We start from the raw sequence: 17,552 nt of genomic DNA on the forward strand, positions 1-17,552 counted from the left end.
TTATTCTACTAATTTCACATCAAGTATTTTATCGAAGCGGAACGTTCGTTCACCTGCGGAAGCGAAGCAGTACGCAAGCAGATAGGGCGAGTGCGAACGGTTCTCTTTCACTTCGACAATTTCCTTTGGTTCAACAACCCGTTCGGAGATTTGATTTCCGTACGACGAAAGATATTGAATCCACAATTTCGTTTTCGACATCATCGCTTCTTCGGTAATAGTCCGTTTTCTGAATTGGAGAATTTTCTTCAAATCATTTCGTGTCAAATCAGAAACAGTTGTCAGGTCTTGTGCTTTCAGCATTTTGATGAACAACATGAGCAATTGTGCTGTCACGAATGTATCTTCGAGCGCGCGATGTTTTGTAGGAAAAGGAATGTCGGCAACGCGTGCAACATTTTCAAGAGCATATTTTCCGATGCCCGGAAATAATTGCCGTGCAAGAGCAAGCGTATCAATGATTGGATTTTGAAACTGGGGAAATCCAATCAGCCGAAATTCATTTCGTATGAATGAAACATCGAACTTCACATTGTAGCCGCTGAGAATTGAATGTTCGAACATCGAAGCGAGTCGTTCGGCGATGTCTTCAAAGTACGGTGCGGCGGCGAGCATTTCGGGAGTGATTTGATTGACGGAAAACGCGCTGGGAGAGATTCTTCTTTGCGGATTGATGATTGTATCAAATGATTCGACGATTGCCCCGCCGCGGATTTTTACTGCGGCAAGTTCACAGACTCTGTCCCCTTTTTCGGGAGAAAGTCCGGTTGTCTCGACATCAATGACGGTGAACTCTACATCATCAAGATGCGTAGGTGAATCAAACATGGAATGTAAGGGTGGAATGAAATATTTTAGATGCTAGAGCGCACCATCTCACGTTAGGAAATCCGAAATTCAAATATCGAAATTCAAAACAAATTCTAAATCGTAATGAGTCAAACAGGTCAATTGGGAATGTTTCAAATTTTAGAAATTCGAATTTGTTTTGATATTCGGATTCAGTTTTTAGTATTTCAGCACTCAGACACTGTGTTAGTGAATTTCAGATATTAAGGAACTCGTTCCAGCGATGAAACAACTCTGCAGTCGCCTGAACATCGCCTGCACAATACAACGCAATTTCCCGGTAGCGTCCTTCCTGAAATAACTTGCCCATATCTCCGCCGGAAAATCCTTCGCTCTTCGGACTTTTGATGCCGAACGATTTGCAATAAAAATCGAGATTGAATTTTCGTGTTGCGTTGTAGAACGTCAATTGTTCAAGCAGGTCGCAGTGGATTTTGGTGTCGTAACGGTAGGGGTTGAGATTGCGCGTCGGATTGATGCCGAGAATTCCCGTTCGAAGCATGATGAACGGGCAATCAAAACTTCGTCCGTTGAACGTGATGAACTGGTCATACTTGGCAATCGTTTCCCAAAACGAGGTGAGAATTTCCCGTTCGTCGCCGGAGATATATTCCATCTTCCCGTCCTCGGAAGCAAACTGTTCTTTCTCGTTTGCCCGATAAAATACTTTTCCCGCTTTTGTGTCGGGGTTCATCATGCCGATGGCAAGGACTTGTGCTGTCAATGGATAGAGACTGAGTTTCTCGATTTCCGTTTGCCGCTCTTCTTCATTCGTGGCATTCTTCACAAGATATTCCTGCTGAACCGTATCGAAACTATCGAACGGCAAAGCAATCGTTTCAATATCGAAGACAACGCGGGTCACGCTACTCCAACTCTTGTTGAGTGAACGAAGAATTGTTCGAGGAAATTTTTCTCAGAGCCGATTGAATCGTAGAAAAAGAAAATCCCCGGCTTGAAAGATGAGCAACAATTTTTTGTTGTCGTTTTTTTGTATCCTTCATTGCTGATGAACCGCGCAATCGTTTCATCACTTTCATTGCGGCGTTGCAGGCAAGTTCTTCTTCGTTCCTTTCCTGAAGCGTTTCCTGCAACACTTCTTTGATGAGCGACGAACTGATTCCTTTTATCCGTAGTTCCCGCTGAAGCAATGCTTTGCCCGATGGCTTTCGGGATAGAATATGATTGGTGTAGAGTCGTGCAAAGTTTTTGTCGTCAAGAATTCCCATCTCGTTCAGATGTGTTACAACCATGTTAATGGTGTGCGGATGAAACTCTTTGTTGCGGAGTGAATCGCGAAGTTCTTTCTCGCTTCGCACACGGCGACTCAACATTCCAAGCGCTTTTTCTTTCGCGACAACAAACTCTTCCGACGTCTTCAGTGTCTCGAGTGTTTCCTGCTCAAGTTCATCGCCTGTTCTCAATCCGAATTTAACAAGGACTTCTTCATGAACCCGAAGCAACGGCTCCCCGTCAACATACAAATTGTAACAGCGATTGTTCCTGAGCCGCTCGATTTTTGAAAGAATCATACAACGAGCGTTCTGTTATGATTTTCCTTTTTTCGGTGTGGATTGAGGAGCAGGTTTTTCCTCATTATTGTCGGGAAGGAGACCTAATTTTTTTCTGACCAACATTTCGATTTCCTTCGCCATTGCCGCATTTTCTATCAAATATTTCTTCACGTTATCGCGACCCTGACCGATACGTTCTGCACCGTACGCGAACCACGAACCGCTCTTGGCGATAATGTTTTGTTGAATTCCGATGTCAATCAAATCGCCCAACTTGGAAATTCCTTCGTTGTAGAGAATATCGAACTCGGCTTCTTTGAACGGCGGTGCGACTTTGTTCTTCACACATTTCACTTTCACTCGATTGCCATACGCGCTCGTTCCGTCTTTCAACGTTTCAATCCGACGGACATCAAGACGGAGTGAAGCATAAAACTTGAGAGCGTTTCCGCCCGTCGTCGTTTCCGGGTTCCCGAACATCACTCCGATTTTTTGCCGGAGTTGATTGGTGAAGATGACAGAAGTTTTCGATTTGCTTATTGCCGATGTTAGTTTGCGTAATGCCTGCGACATCAAACGTGCCTGCACACCCATCGAAGGGTCACCCATTTCGCCTTCGATTTCGGCGCGGGGAGTAAGTGCGGCAACAGAGTCAATCACAATAACATCGAGCGCGCCACTCCGAACGAGCGTCTCAACAATCTCCAACGCCTGCTCGCCGAACTCCGGTTGCGAGAGAAGAAGATTATTAACATCCACGCCAAGTTTCTTCGCGTAGTTGATATCAAGCGCATGTTCTGCATCAATGAAGGCAGCAATGCCTTCCCGTCGTTGGGCTTCCGCTATCACGTGTAAACAAATCGTTGTTTTGCCGGACGATTCGGGACCATAAATTTCTATGACACGCCCGCGCGGAATCCCGCCGATGCCGATGGCGCTATCAAGCGAAATCGCTCCGGTCGAGATACAATCAATTTTTGCAATTGGTCCATCTCCAAGTGTCATCACGGCCCCTTTGCCATGTTGTTTCTCGATTTGTTCGACGGCAAGTCGTAGCGCCTGTGCGCGTGATTCTTTATTCGTTTCTTCCATTGTTCTTTTCTCTGAATTAGATAGTTGGTTTGATAAATTGTGTTAATAATTGGTTGATGGTTGTTTTCGCATCGTCAATATCGTATGGCTTGGCGACGTAGCCGTCTGCGCCAAGTTCTTTTGCAACGTGCATCGCATCGTAATCATCAATCGAAGACATGAACACGTACGGTATGTTTTTATTCTTCGTTTCCGAGCGGACTTGTTGGTACAAATCAAATCCGTTCATGACCGGCATCCTGACATCGCTAAGAATCAAATCAGGAGTTTTACGCTGCAACATTTTTAACGCTTCCGTGCCGCTCTCCGCCGCCATCACGCTGAACGATTTCTCCTTCAGCACATGCGACATAATTTCGAGCCACGGCTTTTCGTCATCCACAAGCATAATGGTCTTGTGTGATGGTTTACCCCGGTTTGTCATAATAAATTTTCCCTATTGTTGTAATTGAATTGTTTGTAATACTTCATATTCGGAACCTGACGGTTGAAGAACGCTTTTCATCACAACAATCTCATTGATGTGAAAAGTTCTTGGCGTTAAGGTAACTTTTTCCATCAAGGAAACCAAGTTTTGAAGGTTTTTCTCACCTTTTACTCTGCCGATGGTAATATGAGGCGTAAAATGGTTTTTCTCACGTTTGAAGCCGAATGAAATCAATTCATCTTCGATGGTTGATTGAATTTCTTCCAATTTACCATCGGTATTATGCGCTCCTACCCAAATGATTTTCGGGAATTTTTTATTCGGGAAACACCCCAAATTATTATATGTCAGATCGAAGGAAGAGAATTCCCGAAGCACCGAATCAAGATGGCTGAGCATTCCCGGCATTGTTGTTTCTTTTACATCGCCGAGGAATTTCAATGTGATGTGAAACTTTTTTTCCTGTTCCCATCGCACTTCCGAACGAACTCCTTTCAACATGTTCTGAACTCTGCTGATTTCCGGTTTGAATTCTTCCGGCGTATCAATGGCAATGAATGTGCGAATGAACTTCATTCGAGTAGCAATAATTTTTTTCTGAGGAGATTCAACGCCGCTTGGGCAGTTCGTTCTTTGAACCTCAACCGGTCATCTCCGAAATTAAATTTCAAAGCAAGTGTTGTGTGCCTGTCCGAGTAACCGATGAAGACTAGTCCGACAGGTTTCTCCGGCGTGCCGCCTGTTGGTCCGGCAATGCCCGTTGTTGAAAGTCCGATGTTTGTTCCCGTTCTTGTGCGAATGCCAAGCGCCATCGCTTCTGCGACTTCCTTACTCACAGCGCCATGTTGTTCAAGCAATTCACCCGGAACTCCGAGCAGTTCCATCTTCGAACGATTGCTGTACGTTACGATGCCCCGCTCGAAATATTCTGAACTGCCGGAAACATTCGTGATTTGATTTGCGATGTATCCGCCGGTGCATGATTCGGCAGTCGAAATCGTGTAGCGTTTTTCTTTCAGCAATTTTCCTATCGCCTCAGCCATCGTTTCATTCTCGATTCCATAGATATACTCATTCGCTTTGGCGCGGATATTTTCTTCTGCTTGTTTGATTTGTTGTTCGGCAAATGTTCTCGTTGTTTCGATGATGGACAAACGTAATCGCGTTCCGCTTGGCGATGGGAGAAACGCCAACTTCACATTGCCGAGAAGTTCGTTCAGGTTTCCAAGTTTCTCAAACAACACTGCTTCGCCGATGCCGGTCGTGTTCAATGTTCGGTGAAGGATGAACTTCTTGCTTTTCGATTCAAAGAACGGAATGACAAAGTTCTGCATCATCGCTTCCATCTCGAACGGAACGCCGGGCATGGCTATCAAATACCGACCGTTCTGTTCAAACATCAATCCGGGCGCGGTACCGTTGTTGTTCCGAATGATTTGTGCCGATTTCGGAACTAATGCCTGTGTTTCCGTCGCCGCAGACCAGATAAGATTTCGCTTTTGCATCAATTGTTTGATGTCTTCGATGACTTCATCGGAACGAACCAATTCGGTTTGAAAAAAATCGCACAGTACATTCTTTGTGATGTCGTCATGCGTCGGTCCGAGTCCGCCGGTGAGAATGGTCAAATCAAACAAAGAAAAACTCTCTCTCATGGCAGAATGCATCACCTCTTCATCATCACCGACTGTCACCATTCTGACGACATCAATTCCAATCGTGTTCAATTGACGCGAAATGTACGCCGAGTTCGTGTTCACGACTTGTCCAATCAGGAGTTCGTCACCGACGGTAAGTATCGAACATTTCATTGGGGAAGTTAAAAGTTAAAAGTCAAAAGTTAAAAATAAAAAGTAAAAATAATCAAGCATCCTGTGTCGCGTATCCAGCATCAAGTAGTAATTCCGATGAACTCTAAACCAAACAGAACTATTCTCACAGAGATGTTTGCATAAATACCCGCGACAACATCGTCAAGCATTATCCCAAAACCATTCGGGATTGCTTCAAGTTGTCGGGCGGGAGGAATTTTTACAATATCATGCGCACGAAAAAGAAAGAAGGCGAGTGTTACAGCAAGAAACGTCTGCGGAAGAAAAAGAAGCGAAATCCACATTCCGACGAATTCATCAATCACAACGATTGATGGGTCGTCACCGAACTTTTTCTCCATGATTGATGAAACAACCGTCCCGATAATAAATGTCGCTGCAATGATGGTTCCGAGCGTCAGAGGTTGTTCAAACCCGGGAATGAAATAGAGAAGAAGAGCGACGAAACTTCCTGCCGTTCCCGAAGCGATGGGAGAGTAGCCCGAAAATAATCCGGTAGCGATACACCGCGTCAGGAAAGAAACTGAACGTGTGTTAGGTTGTGTTTCGTTTGCCAAGAGTGTTGGAATAAATTTCTTGAATGAATTTCCGGTATTCGAAAACATACATCGCTCCGGTACCGACGGACATAAGAGTTACGAGTAACATCATCCCGAACAGCACACGCGAATCCATCAGTGTTTCGATGAGAGAACCGTAATCCGGCTGAAGTAAATGTACCGAACTTGCGACGTGGAGAATTAAAATGTAATAGATAACAACGTACTCGCCGAAGGTTTTCGCCTGCGCGGGGCGCGAGGTGACAATCGGTTGGTCTTTATACTCAGCGTAACTGCGGAGCCCGGTGATAAGAAAATCACGAACGACAATAATCCACACCATCCAGCCGCTCACTAAATCGAGATAGACATACGAAAAAAGGGCGGCAGAAGAGAGAATTTTATCCGCGAGCGGGTCAAGATATTTTCCGAAACGGGTACTATCGCCGTACTTTCGGGCGACCCATCCATCATAATAGTCGGTTAATGCCGCGACAATAAAGACAACCAACGAGAGTTGTTTGAAGAACGGAGACTCTGAAAACAGGAACGCCACAAAGATGGGCGTAAGAAGAATCCGAAGAGCAGTGAGTGAATTAGGAAGCGACATGGTTCAACCTGCTCAATGTAGCAGGTTGACGCGGAATTTGCAAACGACAGGAAGGAAATTTTTCCGTTACGGACGGAAATGTTCGTCTATCCCAATCACTCCCATCATTCTTCCGGAGTTCAGTTTCTCCCGTCGGAAAGAGTAGAACAGGCTCGGGGTGCAAATGGTACAGTACTCCGACATCTCAATGTTCTTGTCCCGGAGTCCCGCATCAATCAATTGGATTTTTGTAAAGAGTTTCAAATTGAGGTGCGGCTTCTTCGTGGAGTAACGGACCAAATAACGTTGGTCAAAATCGCGCGAGACTTCGTTCCCGACTTCGTAACAACACACACCCGCAGAGGGACCGATGAACGCAAATAAATCTACAGGATTGATGGTAAACTCTTTTATCATCCGTTTCACTGTTTTTTCAACTATCTTGAGTTTCGTTCCGCGCCAGCCGGCATGAACAGTTGCAATCGTTTTCGTGACCGGGTCAAAAAGAAAAATCGGCAAACAATCGGCTGTAGAAACACAGAGATAGACACCACGTGTTTGCGTGATGAGTGCATCGCACAAATCATAAATACCGGGCGAATGAATAACTTTGATGAAGTCGCCGTGAAACTGTTTTGGAATGGCTAACTTATCAATCGGGATTTCCAATTTTCCAAAGAAACGCTCGCGGTTTTGGTCAACGTTATTCGGGTCGTCGCCGACCATGTAACTCAGGTTCAGTCCGTAGGGAATGTGACTGACCCCACCTTTCTTCGTACTGAATCCGAACCGCAATTCGGGAAATTGTTGGAAGAGTTTCGAGTGAAGAACAGTGATTTCAGAAAGCGAGGCAGAGTTAATCATTCATTCTCGACGATTGATGATGATAGAGTGGCAGTTGAATTATTACTGTTGTCCCACTTCCCGCTTCACTTTCGATATTGATAGAGCCGCCGTGGTCGTCAATTGTTTTTTTGACAATAGCCAAGCCCAATCCCATTCCATCGGTCTTGGTGGAAAAATTCGGTTCAAACAGATGTTCACGCGCCTCTTCCGCGATGCCGGGTCCGGTATCGTGGAAGCGAATGTTCACCATTGAGTGTTCAATGTTTGTTCTGACTTCGATTGTTCCCCGTTCGTTCATTGCTTGAATGGAGTTTTTGATAATATTCATAAACGCTCGACGTAACTCTTCTTTGTCTGCTGAAATGATAGGGGAATTCGGGCAGAATTGCAAATCAAGCATAACACCGATGTGTTCTTTATATAAGTTGGTGACATCAAACAATAGCGCGTGTACATCGCACTGTCCGATTTTCCGCTCAGGCATCCTGCCGAAATGTGAAAATTCGGAGGCGATGCGGCTTAGTGTTTCTATTTGCTCCAGGATTGTACCGCTGACTTGATGCAACAGTTTATCAAAATCGCCAGCCCGGTCAACGTATGCTTGCCGTAGATGCTGAATCGAAAGTTTCATCGGAGTGAGCGGGTTTTTGATTTCGTGCGCGACTTGTTTTGCCATTTCTTTCCAAGCAAGTTCCCGCTGTGCTTTGATGATTTCATCCTGCGATAGTTTGAGATTGTGAAGCATCGTTTCGAATGATTGTTCAAGTTCACCGAATTCATCCGTTCTGTCCGAACGAATACGCACATCAAAATCTCCTGTCCCGATTTTTTTTGTTGCCTGAAGCAAGCGATGAAGCGGAGAAGAAATCTGACGCGAAGAAATAAAACCAACAACCGATGCAACGAGCATTGCAAACATAAACGCACCGAACAGGTACGCGTTGCGTTGTACGATTTCTTCATCAATCTCCTGAAGCCGGAACAACGTCGGCACAGCAACAACGCCAAATGTTGTTCCTGCCTCCGTCAGCAACGGGCGATACCCGACGATGTATTGCAACGTTCCGATTGATTGGACGTTGGTATAAAATCCTTTTTGTTGCAGAACAATGTTTGAATACGCATCCGAACTCATTCGTCGGTCGAATAATTCGGCACGGAATAATTCCGGTTTACTGCTTGCCGATTCAAACGCATCCGAGAACACAGTAAAATCTATTTGTACATCGTTCGCAACGGTAATTGCGTGTCTGTCTTTGAATGTTTCCAAATCAAACGGGGTAAGGATTGTCCACTGACGCTGAAGCGCAGACGCAATGGTGGTCGTTTCCCGTTTCAATTGTTCGATGATGGATTTCTCTGCATGTTCGATTGCATATTGGCGATTATAATACGCAAGGATTGCCGTCGGTATCAGGGCGACCACAAAAAATGCAAGAATCAGTTTGGTGCGAAATGATAGTTTCGAACGTTTGCCTTGCACGAATGAAATCGAAACGTACACGAGAAAACAAACAAGCAAACAAAGTGCAAAAAAAAGCACAATCCGGAGAAGGTTGAACAAATGCCATCCTGCATCCAACTTTTTCATGCTGAGCGAATACCATGTCCCGGCAATTGGCGAGTCAATTGGTCGGAAGAAATATGTCTCATACGTTTCGTTATTGATTCGTTCATCAATCCAACAATTTATTTGATGCTGTGTTTGATGTTGTACCTGTACGGGGAGTTCGTTTTCCAAAGGAAACGTTTCCGAAGAAGAATACGCGAGTTTGCCGTTCACGTATTCAGAAAAAATAAATTGCCGGGCATGGGTATTGAAATTGTTCCCGGAAGAATTTCGGAAGAATTCCGGCGTCTCGCCTCCGAGCAACGATTGCGCCCCCGCCGAGACCTGAACCGAAACGCCTCCTTCAAGAAATCCGGTTTCATTCCGAACGGGTGCGTAGCCTTCATACACATTGACGAGGTGTGAACCGATGGAACGCTCCACGAGTTCAACCGATTTCGGATAGGCAAGCGAATCGGGGTGAACGCTTGGAGACGACCAATCTGCGCCAAGATAAAACGTGCTGAGAATTGTTCCGTCATTGGTATAGAAGGTGACAGAGCAGTTGTATCCCTCACGGCTGAGAATGCTTCGTGCCCACGCCTTGAACGCGAGTTTCTTCAAAACATTCGGTTCGGTTTCGCGAAACGAATTGATGATTTCGCTGTTCGATAATTCCTGCAATGCCTGCCGCGTCAGGATTTTCAAATAGTTATCCGCAGGTTGAATGATATTCAACGCATGGTCTTCTGCATGGGAGCGGTCATATTCGTGTGTCTGTTGGTCGAGCGGATAGAGGAGTGCAACAATACTGGTTGCAGAAAGAAGAACAAGAGATTTGAAGTTGGTGAAAATATTTTTTTGTGAGAATGACTGTGAAACGCTCATCGCCCCAACGATAAAGAGTGCGAGATATCCAAATCGTTCATACAAGGAAAAGAGGGGACTCGGATGGAGAAGTTCAAAGAGAATAGTTCCCGCCACCAAGAGTCCTGCGATAATCATCCATACGCGAAGCGGTGATGATGGAGAAAACCTTTTATTGATTGCAAAATATGACGCGATGATGCCCGTGACGCATGCAATAATCAACGCAACAGAAATAAGAACGAGACTCAGTAACATAACGCCGAGCGGAAATTGCGGAAGAATGTACATCGGGTCGTAGTAACTCAGCGTTGAATCAAACACGGCGCTACGGATGACAGCCGCAAAACCGCGGAGGAACAGTGGCGCCACCAGTGCGAAAATGAAAATACAACCCCACGTGGTAATTGGATTCGAATTCTTCTTTGTTAACCAATTTCCGTTCATAAGTGAGTTTGCCAAGAGAATAATCGTTCCAAGGAATGCGATGGAGGTAAGGAACAAGTCGCCGACAGATTTAGCAATGCCGAACCCGAACACCGAAGCAAAGTATGTCGGCTCGAAGATTTTTAATTGGACAAATTCAGAAGGAATGTCGAACCAAACGAGAAGGTAACGAGCAAAGCAAATGACGGCTACCCACATGAATAATCGGATGCCGTGCCGTTGTTGCACTCGTTTCAAAGAAGCAATGCCAATGACCAAACTCAAAAACAATAGAATCAGTAAGACGTGGAAAATATTCCGCTCGACAGTTTGTGTCCTCTCTTTTTGCTCTTCTAGATGTAATGATGGAAGAATCACCGTGCAAATCCGGGAACCATCAATTCCGTTCAGTGGAACGGAAATCATTCCGTCTGTAATTTTTGAAGAAGAAGAAAACTCCAATTGAACAGTCATCCCCAAGCGCGAAGTGAACGTTGAACTAAACACATCGGCGTTGATGAAGCGGTTGTTGATTGGATAATTCACATCGAACAAGCGTTTGGAAACAACATAGCCGCTCACTCTTGAATTGCTGAGAACGGGATAAGCGACAATGAGAAACGAATAAATCGGTCCCTGCACGACCAATGAATTTGGTTTTGGCTTCAACCAAAGTGTGTCCGTCCGAATTCCTTCGTTTCCGTTCCAACTAAGAATTGTTTTTGAAGAATCATACAATTCGATGGTTTGTTCGGCGAACGGGAAAATTCCAATTTGTTCGAACAATGATTTCGTTGAAGTGGACCCGTTTGATAAAGAACTGACGATGGTCGAATGTTGTGCAATCGTTTTGACTGCGTCAACAGATTCATCCTGAAATTTTTGAAATGAAGTTTGAACGGAGTGAATGAGCGATTGTTCTTTTTCTGTTTTGATGGAAATCCAATCTAGCTCAAGATTGCTCACGAGAATGTTCTTGCCGATGAAAACAAGCGCCAACAACAACAAAAGAGAAATGACGATAACTCCATATCGTCTTCGATGAAGTGAGAGAGAGAAGTCGAGGTTCAGCCGACTCATCCGGAGTTAGTAGATATTGAATTGGGAAATCAAATACGAGGGACCGGATTTGATAAATCCGATATACACCTGAACTACCTCCCGTTTGCCGCGAATGAACAACGTTCCACCTCCGGTCGCATACAATTCTTCTCCCGAAGTTCCTTTCGAGGTGAACCGGAAATTGTTCAGTTTTTGTTTCGAGAAAAATTCCTGCACAATGTAGTGGGCTTGATTTGCGCTGAAGGTTCCGCTTTCTACTCCTCGAAGACTGAGGGACACTTTTTTTGTAAACCGTTTTGAAATTTTTTCAACAGAATTATTTTGGAGAGCGGTCTCGATTTCATTGACGATGGAAGTTAAATGTTCGGCTTGCGTCGTTTTTTCGTGAAGCGAATCGTTTGAAGCGGTCGTGGAAATTGAAAGTGAATGTTCCTGTGCAAAGCACAACGTACAGGGAAGCAATACAATCAATAGTATATTTATAAATGCGTGTTTCATTCTACCATCGGGATATAAAATACTCACAAAGTCGAACATAGTCAATAATTGATACTCTCGAACTATACGCTTTCTCAAATACTCAACTACTCATCTACTCAACTACCAATCAATTGTGGATAGTTAATTATTTACAAGAAACGATTGGGAGAGCGTACAAAAAGAATCAGGGACACCGTTTTCATGCTTGGGTCAGCAGAAGCGATGTCCCTGTTCCATCCACTAATCAAACTTACTTTCTCGTGTTTGCGCCTTCACCTTTAATTAAGGGATTGCGGTCATCAATGATTGCACGTTTCAGACGGGGATTGCTTTTTTGTAATTGATACGCCCAATCAAACGTCACCCGGCTTGACGAAACCGAGTTGACACGAATCTTTGCATAATGGTCGTCCCACGTCCAGACGACATACGTGTGTCCGGGAATTACTCGAACATCTTTTGTTGGCGACCAACCCGAAGCGGGAGCTTCGCCAATCTCGTAGAGAGATTTAGTGTATCCCATATCCTGGATATCAGTATCTTCCCAGACCACGAGATAGAAACTACCTTCGTAATGCTCAAAATAAACATCAGTGTACTTATCATTGTAATCTCCTATTGTGTATGATGAAAAATCGTAGCCCGCTGAGTTGGGCGCAGTTCTGAAATTTGCAAGCGGGATGTTATATCCTTCAGGACGAGGTGTATCGTAGGCAACTTCCTTGCTGAGTGCGCTTTCATTGTAGTCATAATCGAATGCTGTGACGGCGTAGTAATATGTGTAACCATTTCGTGCGCCGTTGTCGGTGAAGGAAGTTCCGCGTGTTGTTCCGAATAATGTATAGGTTCCGTCATACGAAGAACTCACCAACACATTGTACCCGGCAACATCCCGCTCGGGATTTGCGAGCCAGTAAATATCAATAACATTATCACCAGTGCTTGTAGCAATGCCGCGTGGCGCAGAGGGTGGAGTAATGTCGGGTTCGATGATTCTCTCGTGACATCCGAAGAACATCAGAGAGAACGTCATTGCAATGGTTGTCAAAATCGTTTTCATGTTCATGTCCTTGTTCATTTGTTTGAATGAATAATGACAAGCGACGTGCCAAACGAATAAATAAGAAAAGAGAAGAAGAATAAGGAATTATTCTTCAGTTCGAAGAAGAAATGTATTGTAATGAACCGAGTTAGTAGGGGATTTAGGACAAAATTGAAAAAGTACAGAAAATATTGTACTATCTAACGACTAAATATTTAGGGCATATAATTATATCTAAACAAGTGAACAACGTTACGATTATCAAAACTCTAAATGAATACTCTCCATGAATTTTAATAAGTAAAAAAAAGTTATGATTCCTTACGTCCCCAATGTTGAACAGTTATTAGAAAAATTACCGCAATTCACAAAACTACATTCTCATAAAAAAGGAGGATTCAAAATATTTTATCCTGCAGAGAGAAATGATGGGACAATGGAGGCATTAAAATTGGCATATGTCCCAGCATTTGATGATATAGACGAAAAAGTACGTTTTGACTTGACAGAGGAAGTTGAGAAGCGGTTACAAAGAGAGATTGGATTGCTTGGAAGAAGCAAAAGTCAATACATTGTTAAGCTAGGAAATCTTGCCCCAACTTCACTTTCATTTTCTGGCTTTAAATTTATCGCATACACTGAAGAATTATTAATCGGTGATGACTTGCATTCATTCATTCAAAAAGGAAAAGTTCCCGATGAGAAAGAACTACGACTACTTGCAACATGTATTATTGAGGCAATTAAGGATTTATGGTTCAATTTAAATACAGTACACAGGGATATAAAGCCACTTAATGTAATTAAGACAAATGATAGTCATAGACCATTTATAGTACTTGATTTAGGTTTAGCTTTTTCAATATATGAATCTGCGCTAACGATTGATCCGCATTTGAGATTTCCACCACCAGGTACAACAAGATACTTGGCCCCCGAAATGTTAAACCCAAATTTTCGCGATACCCTTGATTACCGGAGTGATTTATACGCAATGGGAATCACTTTATTCGAATACGCTGCGGGGATACATCCGTTGGCAAGAAATAGAGATGATTTATTACAAACATTAACAAGAATTATACGTGAGATTCCAAAACCGTTAGAAATATATCGTTCTGATTTATCTAAAGAATTTACGTCGGCGGTAAATCAGTTGTTAAAGAAAATGCCTGCCTTGAGGCCAGCAAATTTAACAACACTCAAAAAAATGATAGGAACTGAATTATGAAATTATTAGCACAACATGGATATGCAGAAGGGACAAAAATATATGAAGGACTGGAAAAAAACATAATAGATGGCGTAATCTTCAGCCCAAAGGATATTCGACCAGAGAATCTTATTCAAAAAATAGATGGATTACTTTCAACAAATATTTCAGCTGAGATATATTTCGATCCACAGGTTTATGCTGCTATTTTTACAAATGATTCAAGAATTAATTTGGGTAAACTTATAGATTACAATGATTATTTTTTGCCTATTAATAGAAATCGTCTTGAGATTGAAAAGCATGTTATCGAAGTTCTTAGGACGACTATAAAATATCAATTACAAACAAAAGTAACAGGTATCATTGGCCCCAATATTCTAATTTCACGCTCGCTTGATTCAAGAGAAGCAGCGATAGCCAGATCCTTTATAAGATTAACCAAGCAAGTTTATTCTGAATTCAATGACAAGAGACCTGTTTATGCAACAATCGCAGTATCAAAAGATGCTTTAGTTAATTTAAATGAGTTACAAGAATTTCTCAATGATATTACTTTCATAGAATATCCACCCGATGGTTTCTACATTTTGGTTGCAACAAAAAGCAATGACATGAAATATGAAATATTCAATACAGATGTTATTGCAGGATGGATGCTTATCAATTACAGTTTCAAAATAAATGGATTTAAAGTGATAAATGGATATTCTGATTTGTTGTCTCCATTTTTAGGTGCTGTCGGTGGTGATGTAGGAGCAACTGGTTGGTGGTCGAATCTTAGAACATTTTCAATGGAACGTTTCTTACCTTCGTCTTCAGGCGGAAGAATGCCAATATTAAGGTATCTTAGTGTTGCACTTTTCAATAGAATTACCATTTTTGAGTATCAGTCGTGGCGGAGGTTGTTTTCTGAGATTGTGAATGGACTTTCCTACGATGAAACTTTTAATGATCCAAATATAGAGCCAGAGCGTTCAAAAGAAGTTTTACAAAATTGGGAAGCCTTAAAGAAAATGACACAAAATATTGTTAAAGAAGATGTTGTTTTGGGGTTAAAACAATGCGAAGTTTCTCTTGATGTTGCACAACAATTATACGATAAAATCCGTAGTGTTGGTCTAAGACCAGAAACCAAATCAAACGATGATCACTTAGAATCACTTAAAGAAGGAATTAGAGAATTTAGAAAACTAGCTGAGTTATAATTGGGCGGTAAGAAAAGATAAAGTTTTCCTCTTTGCTTGTATATTTAGTGGACGAGAGTAATGTGGGGTATAAATTTTTTGAATTTCCTTTGTTCTTTTATTGAAAGACCATAAGCCGACATGCAACGATTTAAAGGTTCCGGAAAAATATTTTGCTCTTGAAATATTATTGTCTGGTAATACAACGATTACCCTATTTGCGAAATAACGATAGCGCATTGCCTGTGATAAAGCTTTTTGCCAATCATTAATTTTCATTTCAAACGCGGTGACAAATTTACGTGTTCGAATTTCATCCCTATCATTCCATTTACTCTGGGTTATTTTTAAATAAATTAAATCAGCTATACCATAACCGTTTAATGAAAACTCTTTTGCAACGAGTCCATTTTGATTTGTATAAAGATTGAGAAATGCTTTAAGGAACGCGTTGACGAATAATGATTCTGTTTTTTTTCTAGAAACCTTTAAAGGTAAATTTTTCCTAGGATTATATTGAAGAGTTTTGTTAAGTACAACGATTTGATTTATTTCATTATTTTTTATCATTGAAGGGATTTTTTGTGTGTGTACTTTACAAAGTTGTTTTAGTAAATATCTACAAAAATTGAAAGGGAAGCAAATAGTAGATGATTTTTATAGAGAAATATAAATCACTCCGTTATTCACCACTCCCCAAGCCTTCCCTTTCAATTTGTACCCATCAAACGGTGAGTTTTTTGATTTCGATTTGAAGTTCGCTGTCTTAACAGTCCATTCATAATTCGGGTTGAGGATAGTGATGTTTGTCTTTTCACCTTCCGCAATTTTGATTGAAGGAAGCCGGAGAATCTTCCTCGGGTTGATGGAAAACTTTTCGATGAGTTGTTCTACAGATAATATTCCCGTGTGCACAAGTTCGGTGAACGCTAAACCGATTGCCGTTTCCAATCCGACAATACCGAACGGCGCGTATAAGAACTCAACTTGTTTTTCATCGTACGAGTGCGGTGCGTGGTCGGTGGCAATCACGTCAATCGTTCCGTCGCGTAATCCTTCTTTCATCGCTTCAACATCATCACGGGTGCGGAGCGGCGGATTCATCTTTGTGTTTGTATCGAACGAACGAACTGCTTCATCCGTGAGAGTGAAATGATGCGGCGTTACCTCACACGTTACAGGCAATCCTTTTGCTTTTGCCGAGCGAACCAATTCAACCGCACCCGCGGTGCTGACATGCGCGACATGGTATCGCGCCTGAACATATTCAACTAATGTTATATCTCGTGCAACCATGATATCTTCCGCAATTGAAGGAATCGGAGCCATGCCGAGTGAGGTGGAGATAAATCCTTCATTCATCACGCCTCCTTTTGTCAGCGATGATTCTTCTGCATGTTGGATGATGCACATATCGAGCATCGAAGCATACTCAAGCGCACGGCGCATATTTTCAGAATCACTGACAGGCGCGCCGTCATCAGAAAACGCAACCGCGCCAGCTTCTGCAAGTTCGAGCATCGGCGCAAGTTCTTTTCCTTCACGCGCTTTTGTTACCGCGCCAATTGGAAACACATCAACCAAACCACTGTTGACCTGTTTTGCTTTCGTTCTGATATCTCGAACAACTGAGGCGTTATCAATTGCCGGGTTTGTGTTCGGCATACAACAGACAGCAGTGAATCCGCCATGCGCCGCCGAAAGCGTTCCCGTTTCAATCGTCTCTTTGTGTTCAAATCCCGGCTCACGAAGATGGACGTGCATATCAATAAATCCGGGAGCGATAATCATCCCATTCAAATCGTGAACCTGCACATCCTTTCCCGCCGCAATGTTCGGTTTCATTTTTTCGATGATGCCGTCAACAATCAAAACGTCCGATTCGGTGTCTGTTCCGTTTGTAGGGTCAATCACTCTGCCATGTTTCAGAAGTATCTTCATAAAGTTTCCTGTTTTCAGTTTTCTGTTTCCAGTTGTCTCAAAATTGTCATTTGTCAATAGTCATTCGTCATTTGTATTTAGTGAGTTGTTAGTCGTG

General features: G+C 42.8%; 17 protein-coding genes. 2 read left to right on the forward strand and 15 right to left on the reverse strand.

The annotated features are described in order from the left end of the window. From HY960_05735 to HY960_05795, 13 genes are all read right to left on the reverse strand, one after another. Complete coding sequence (locus HY960_05735; GenBank protein ID MBI5215235.1) at positions 1-828, reverse strand: WYL domain-containing protein; 828 nt, start codon at positions 826-828, stop codon at positions 1-3. 217 nt (positions 829-1,045) lie between these two features. Continuing rightward, positions 1,046-1,714 carry a ribonuclease H-like domain-containing protein gene (locus HY960_05740; GenBank protein ID MBI5215236.1) on the reverse strand — a complete coding sequence of 223 codons (669 nt, stop codon included), beginning with the start codon at positions 1,712-1,714 and terminating at the stop codon, positions 1,046-1,048. Between the two features lies 1 nt (position 1,715). Further along, positions 1,716-2,381 (reverse strand): RecX family transcriptional regulator, encoded by a 666-nt coding sequence (locus HY960_05745; protein ID MBI5215237.1) that lies wholly within the window; start codon positions 2,379-2,381, stop codon positions 1,716-1,718. Positions 2,382-2,396: 15 nt separating this feature from the next. Then, positions 2,397-3,455, reverse strand: coding sequence for a recombinase RecA (gene recA, locus HY960_05750; GenBank protein ID MBI5215238.1), 1,059 nt, complete (start codon positions 3,453-3,455; stop codon positions 2,397-2,399). A gap of 16 nt (positions 3,456-3,471) precedes the next feature. Then, positions 3,472-3,879, reverse strand: a complete 408-nt coding sequence (locus HY960_05755) for a response regulator (GenBank protein ID MBI5215239.1) — start codon at positions 3,877-3,879, stop codon at positions 3,472-3,474. Between the two features lie 12 nt (positions 3,880-3,891). Beyond that, entirely contained in the window at positions 3,892-4,458 is a 567-nt protein-coding gene (thpR, locus tag HY960_05760) for an RNA 2',3'-cyclic phosphodiesterase (protein ID MBI5215240.1), read from the reverse strand. Beyond that, the gene (locus HY960_05765; GenBank protein MBI5215241.1) at positions 4,455-5,693 is read right to left on the reverse strand and encodes a competence/damage-inducible protein A; all 1,239 of its coding nucleotides are present in this window, start codon (positions 5,691-5,693) and stop codon (positions 4,455-4,457) included. Before HY960_05765 ends, thpR begins: the two co-directional genes overlap by 4 nt. 80 nt (positions 5,694-5,773) lie before the next feature. After that, complete coding sequence (locus HY960_05770; protein ID MBI5215242.1) at positions 5,774-6,319, reverse strand: phosphatidylglycerophosphatase A; 546 nt, start codon at positions 6,317-6,319, stop codon at positions 5,774-5,776. Continuing rightward, positions 6,249-6,863 carry a CDP-diacylglycerol--glycerol-3-phosphate 3-phosphatidyltransferase gene (gene pgsA, locus HY960_05775; protein MBI5215243.1) on the reverse strand — a complete coding sequence of 205 codons (615 nt, stop codon included), beginning with the start codon at positions 6,861-6,863 and terminating at the stop codon, positions 6,249-6,251. Before pgsA ends, HY960_05770 begins: the two co-directional genes overlap by 71 nt. 66 nt (positions 6,864-6,929) lie before the next feature. Continuing rightward, complete coding sequence (gene pgeF, locus HY960_05780; protein ID MBI5215244.1) at positions 6,930-7,706, reverse strand: peptidoglycan editing factor PgeF; 777 nt, start codon at positions 7,704-7,706, stop codon at positions 6,930-6,932. Beyond that, positions 7,699-11,610, reverse strand: coding sequence for a HAMP domain-containing protein (locus tag HY960_05785; GenBank protein MBI5215245.1), 3,912 nt, complete (start codon positions 11,608-11,610; stop codon positions 7,699-7,701). The genes pgeF and HY960_05785 overlap by 8 nt, the downstream gene beginning before the upstream one ends. Before the next feature lie 6 nt (positions 11,611-11,616). Beyond that, the gene (locus HY960_05790) at positions 11,617-12,129 is read right to left on the reverse strand and encodes a DUF4783 domain-containing protein (GenBank protein MBI5215246.1); all 513 of its coding nucleotides are present in this window, start codon (positions 12,127-12,129) and stop codon (positions 11,617-11,619) included. 193 nt (positions 12,130-12,322) lie between these two features. Then, positions 12,323-13,132, reverse strand: a complete 810-nt coding sequence (locus tag HY960_05795) for a hypothetical protein (GenBank protein MBI5215247.1) — start codon at positions 13,130-13,132, stop codon at positions 12,323-12,325. A 295-nt stretch (positions 13,133-13,427) separates the two neighbouring features. Between HY960_05795 and HY960_05800 the strand changes: the two genes are divergently transcribed. After that, positions 13,428-14,345, forward strand: a complete 918-nt coding sequence (locus HY960_05800; protein ID MBI5215248.1) for a protein kinase — start codon at positions 13,428-13,430, stop codon at positions 14,343-14,345. Continuing rightward, complete coding sequence (locus HY960_05805; protein ID MBI5215249.1) at positions 14,342-15,535, forward strand: hypothetical protein; 1,194 nt, start codon at positions 14,342-14,344, stop codon at positions 15,533-15,535. Before HY960_05800 ends, HY960_05805 begins: the two co-directional genes overlap by 4 nt. Here the strand turns inward: HY960_05805 and HY960_05810 are convergent. Beyond that, the gene (locus HY960_05810; protein MBI5215250.1) at positions 15,530-16,084 is read right to left on the reverse strand and encodes a hypothetical protein; all 555 of its coding nucleotides are present in this window, start codon (positions 16,082-16,084) and stop codon (positions 15,530-15,532) included. The genes HY960_05805 and HY960_05810 overlap by 6 nt on opposite strands. An 87-nt stretch (positions 16,085-16,171) precedes the next feature. Then, entirely contained in the window at positions 16,172-17,455 is a 1,284-nt protein-coding gene (locus HY960_05815; GenBank protein ID MBI5215251.1) for a dihydroorotase, read from the reverse strand. Positions 17,456-17,552: the final 97 nt, after the last annotated feature.

The organism is Ignavibacteriota bacterium (assembly GCA_016212665.1).
Lineage (GTDB): Bacteria > Bacteroidota > Ignavibacteria > UBA10030 > SZUA-254 > FW602-bin19.

Bases quoted from the DNA above. Each gene is read 5' to 3' on its own strand.
- HY960_05800 (MBI5215248.1), top strand. From the start codon at position 13,428: ATGATTCCTTACGTCCCCAATGTTGAACAGTTATTAGAAAAATTACCG.
- HY960_05790 (MBI5215246.1), bottom strand. From the start codon at position 12,129: ATGTTCGACTTTGTGAGTATTTTATATCCCGATGGTAGAATGAAACAC.
- HY960_05755 (MBI5215239.1), bottom strand. From the start codon at position 3,879: ATGACAAACCGGGGTAAACCATCACACAAGACCATTATGCTTGTGGAT.
- HY960_05795 (MBI5215247.1), bottom strand. From the start codon at position 13,132: ATGAAAACGATTTTGACAACCATTGCAATGACGTTCTCTCTGATGTTC.
- HY960_05735 (MBI5215235.1), bottom strand. From the start codon at position 828: ATGTTTGATTCACCTACGCATCTTGATGATGTAGAGTTCACCGTCATT.
- HY960_05805 (MBI5215249.1), top strand. From the start codon at position 14,342: ATGAAATTATTAGCACAACATGGATATGCAGAAGGGACAAAAATATAT.
- HY960_05785 (MBI5215245.1), bottom strand. From the start codon at position 11,610: ATGAGTCGGCTGAACCTCGACTTCTCTCTCTCACTTCATCGAAGACGA.
- recA (MBI5215238.1), bottom strand. From the start codon at position 3,455: ATGGAAGAAACGAATAAAGAATCACGCGCACAGGCGCTACGACTTGCC.
- HY960_05810 (MBI5215250.1), bottom strand. From the start codon at position 16,084: ATGATAAAAAATAATGAAATAAATCAAATCGTTGTACTTAACAAAACT.
- HY960_05745 (MBI5215237.1), bottom strand. From the start codon at position 2,381: ATGATTCTTTCAAAAATCGAGCGGCTCAGGAACAATCGCTGTTACAAT.
- HY960_05765 (MBI5215241.1), bottom strand. From the start codon at position 5,693: ATGAAATGTTCGATACTTACCGTCGGTGACGAACTCCTGATTGGACAA.
- HY960_05815 (MBI5215251.1), bottom strand. From the start codon at position 17,455: ATGAAGATACTTCTGAAACATGGCAGAGTGATTGACCCTACAAACGGA.
- thpR (MBI5215240.1), bottom strand. From the start codon at position 4,458: ATGAAGTTCATTCGCACATTCATTGCCATTGATACGCCGGAAGAATTC.
- HY960_05770 (MBI5215242.1), bottom strand. From the start codon at position 6,319: ATGTTTTCGAATACCGGAAATTCATTCAAGAAATTTATTCCAACACTC.
- pgsA (MBI5215243.1), bottom strand. From the start codon at position 6,863: ATGTCGCTTCCTAATTCACTCACTGCTCTTCGGATTCTTCTTACGCCC.
- pgeF (MBI5215244.1), bottom strand. From the start codon at position 7,706: ATGATTAACTCTGCCTCGCTTTCTGAAATCACTGTTCTTCACTCGAAA.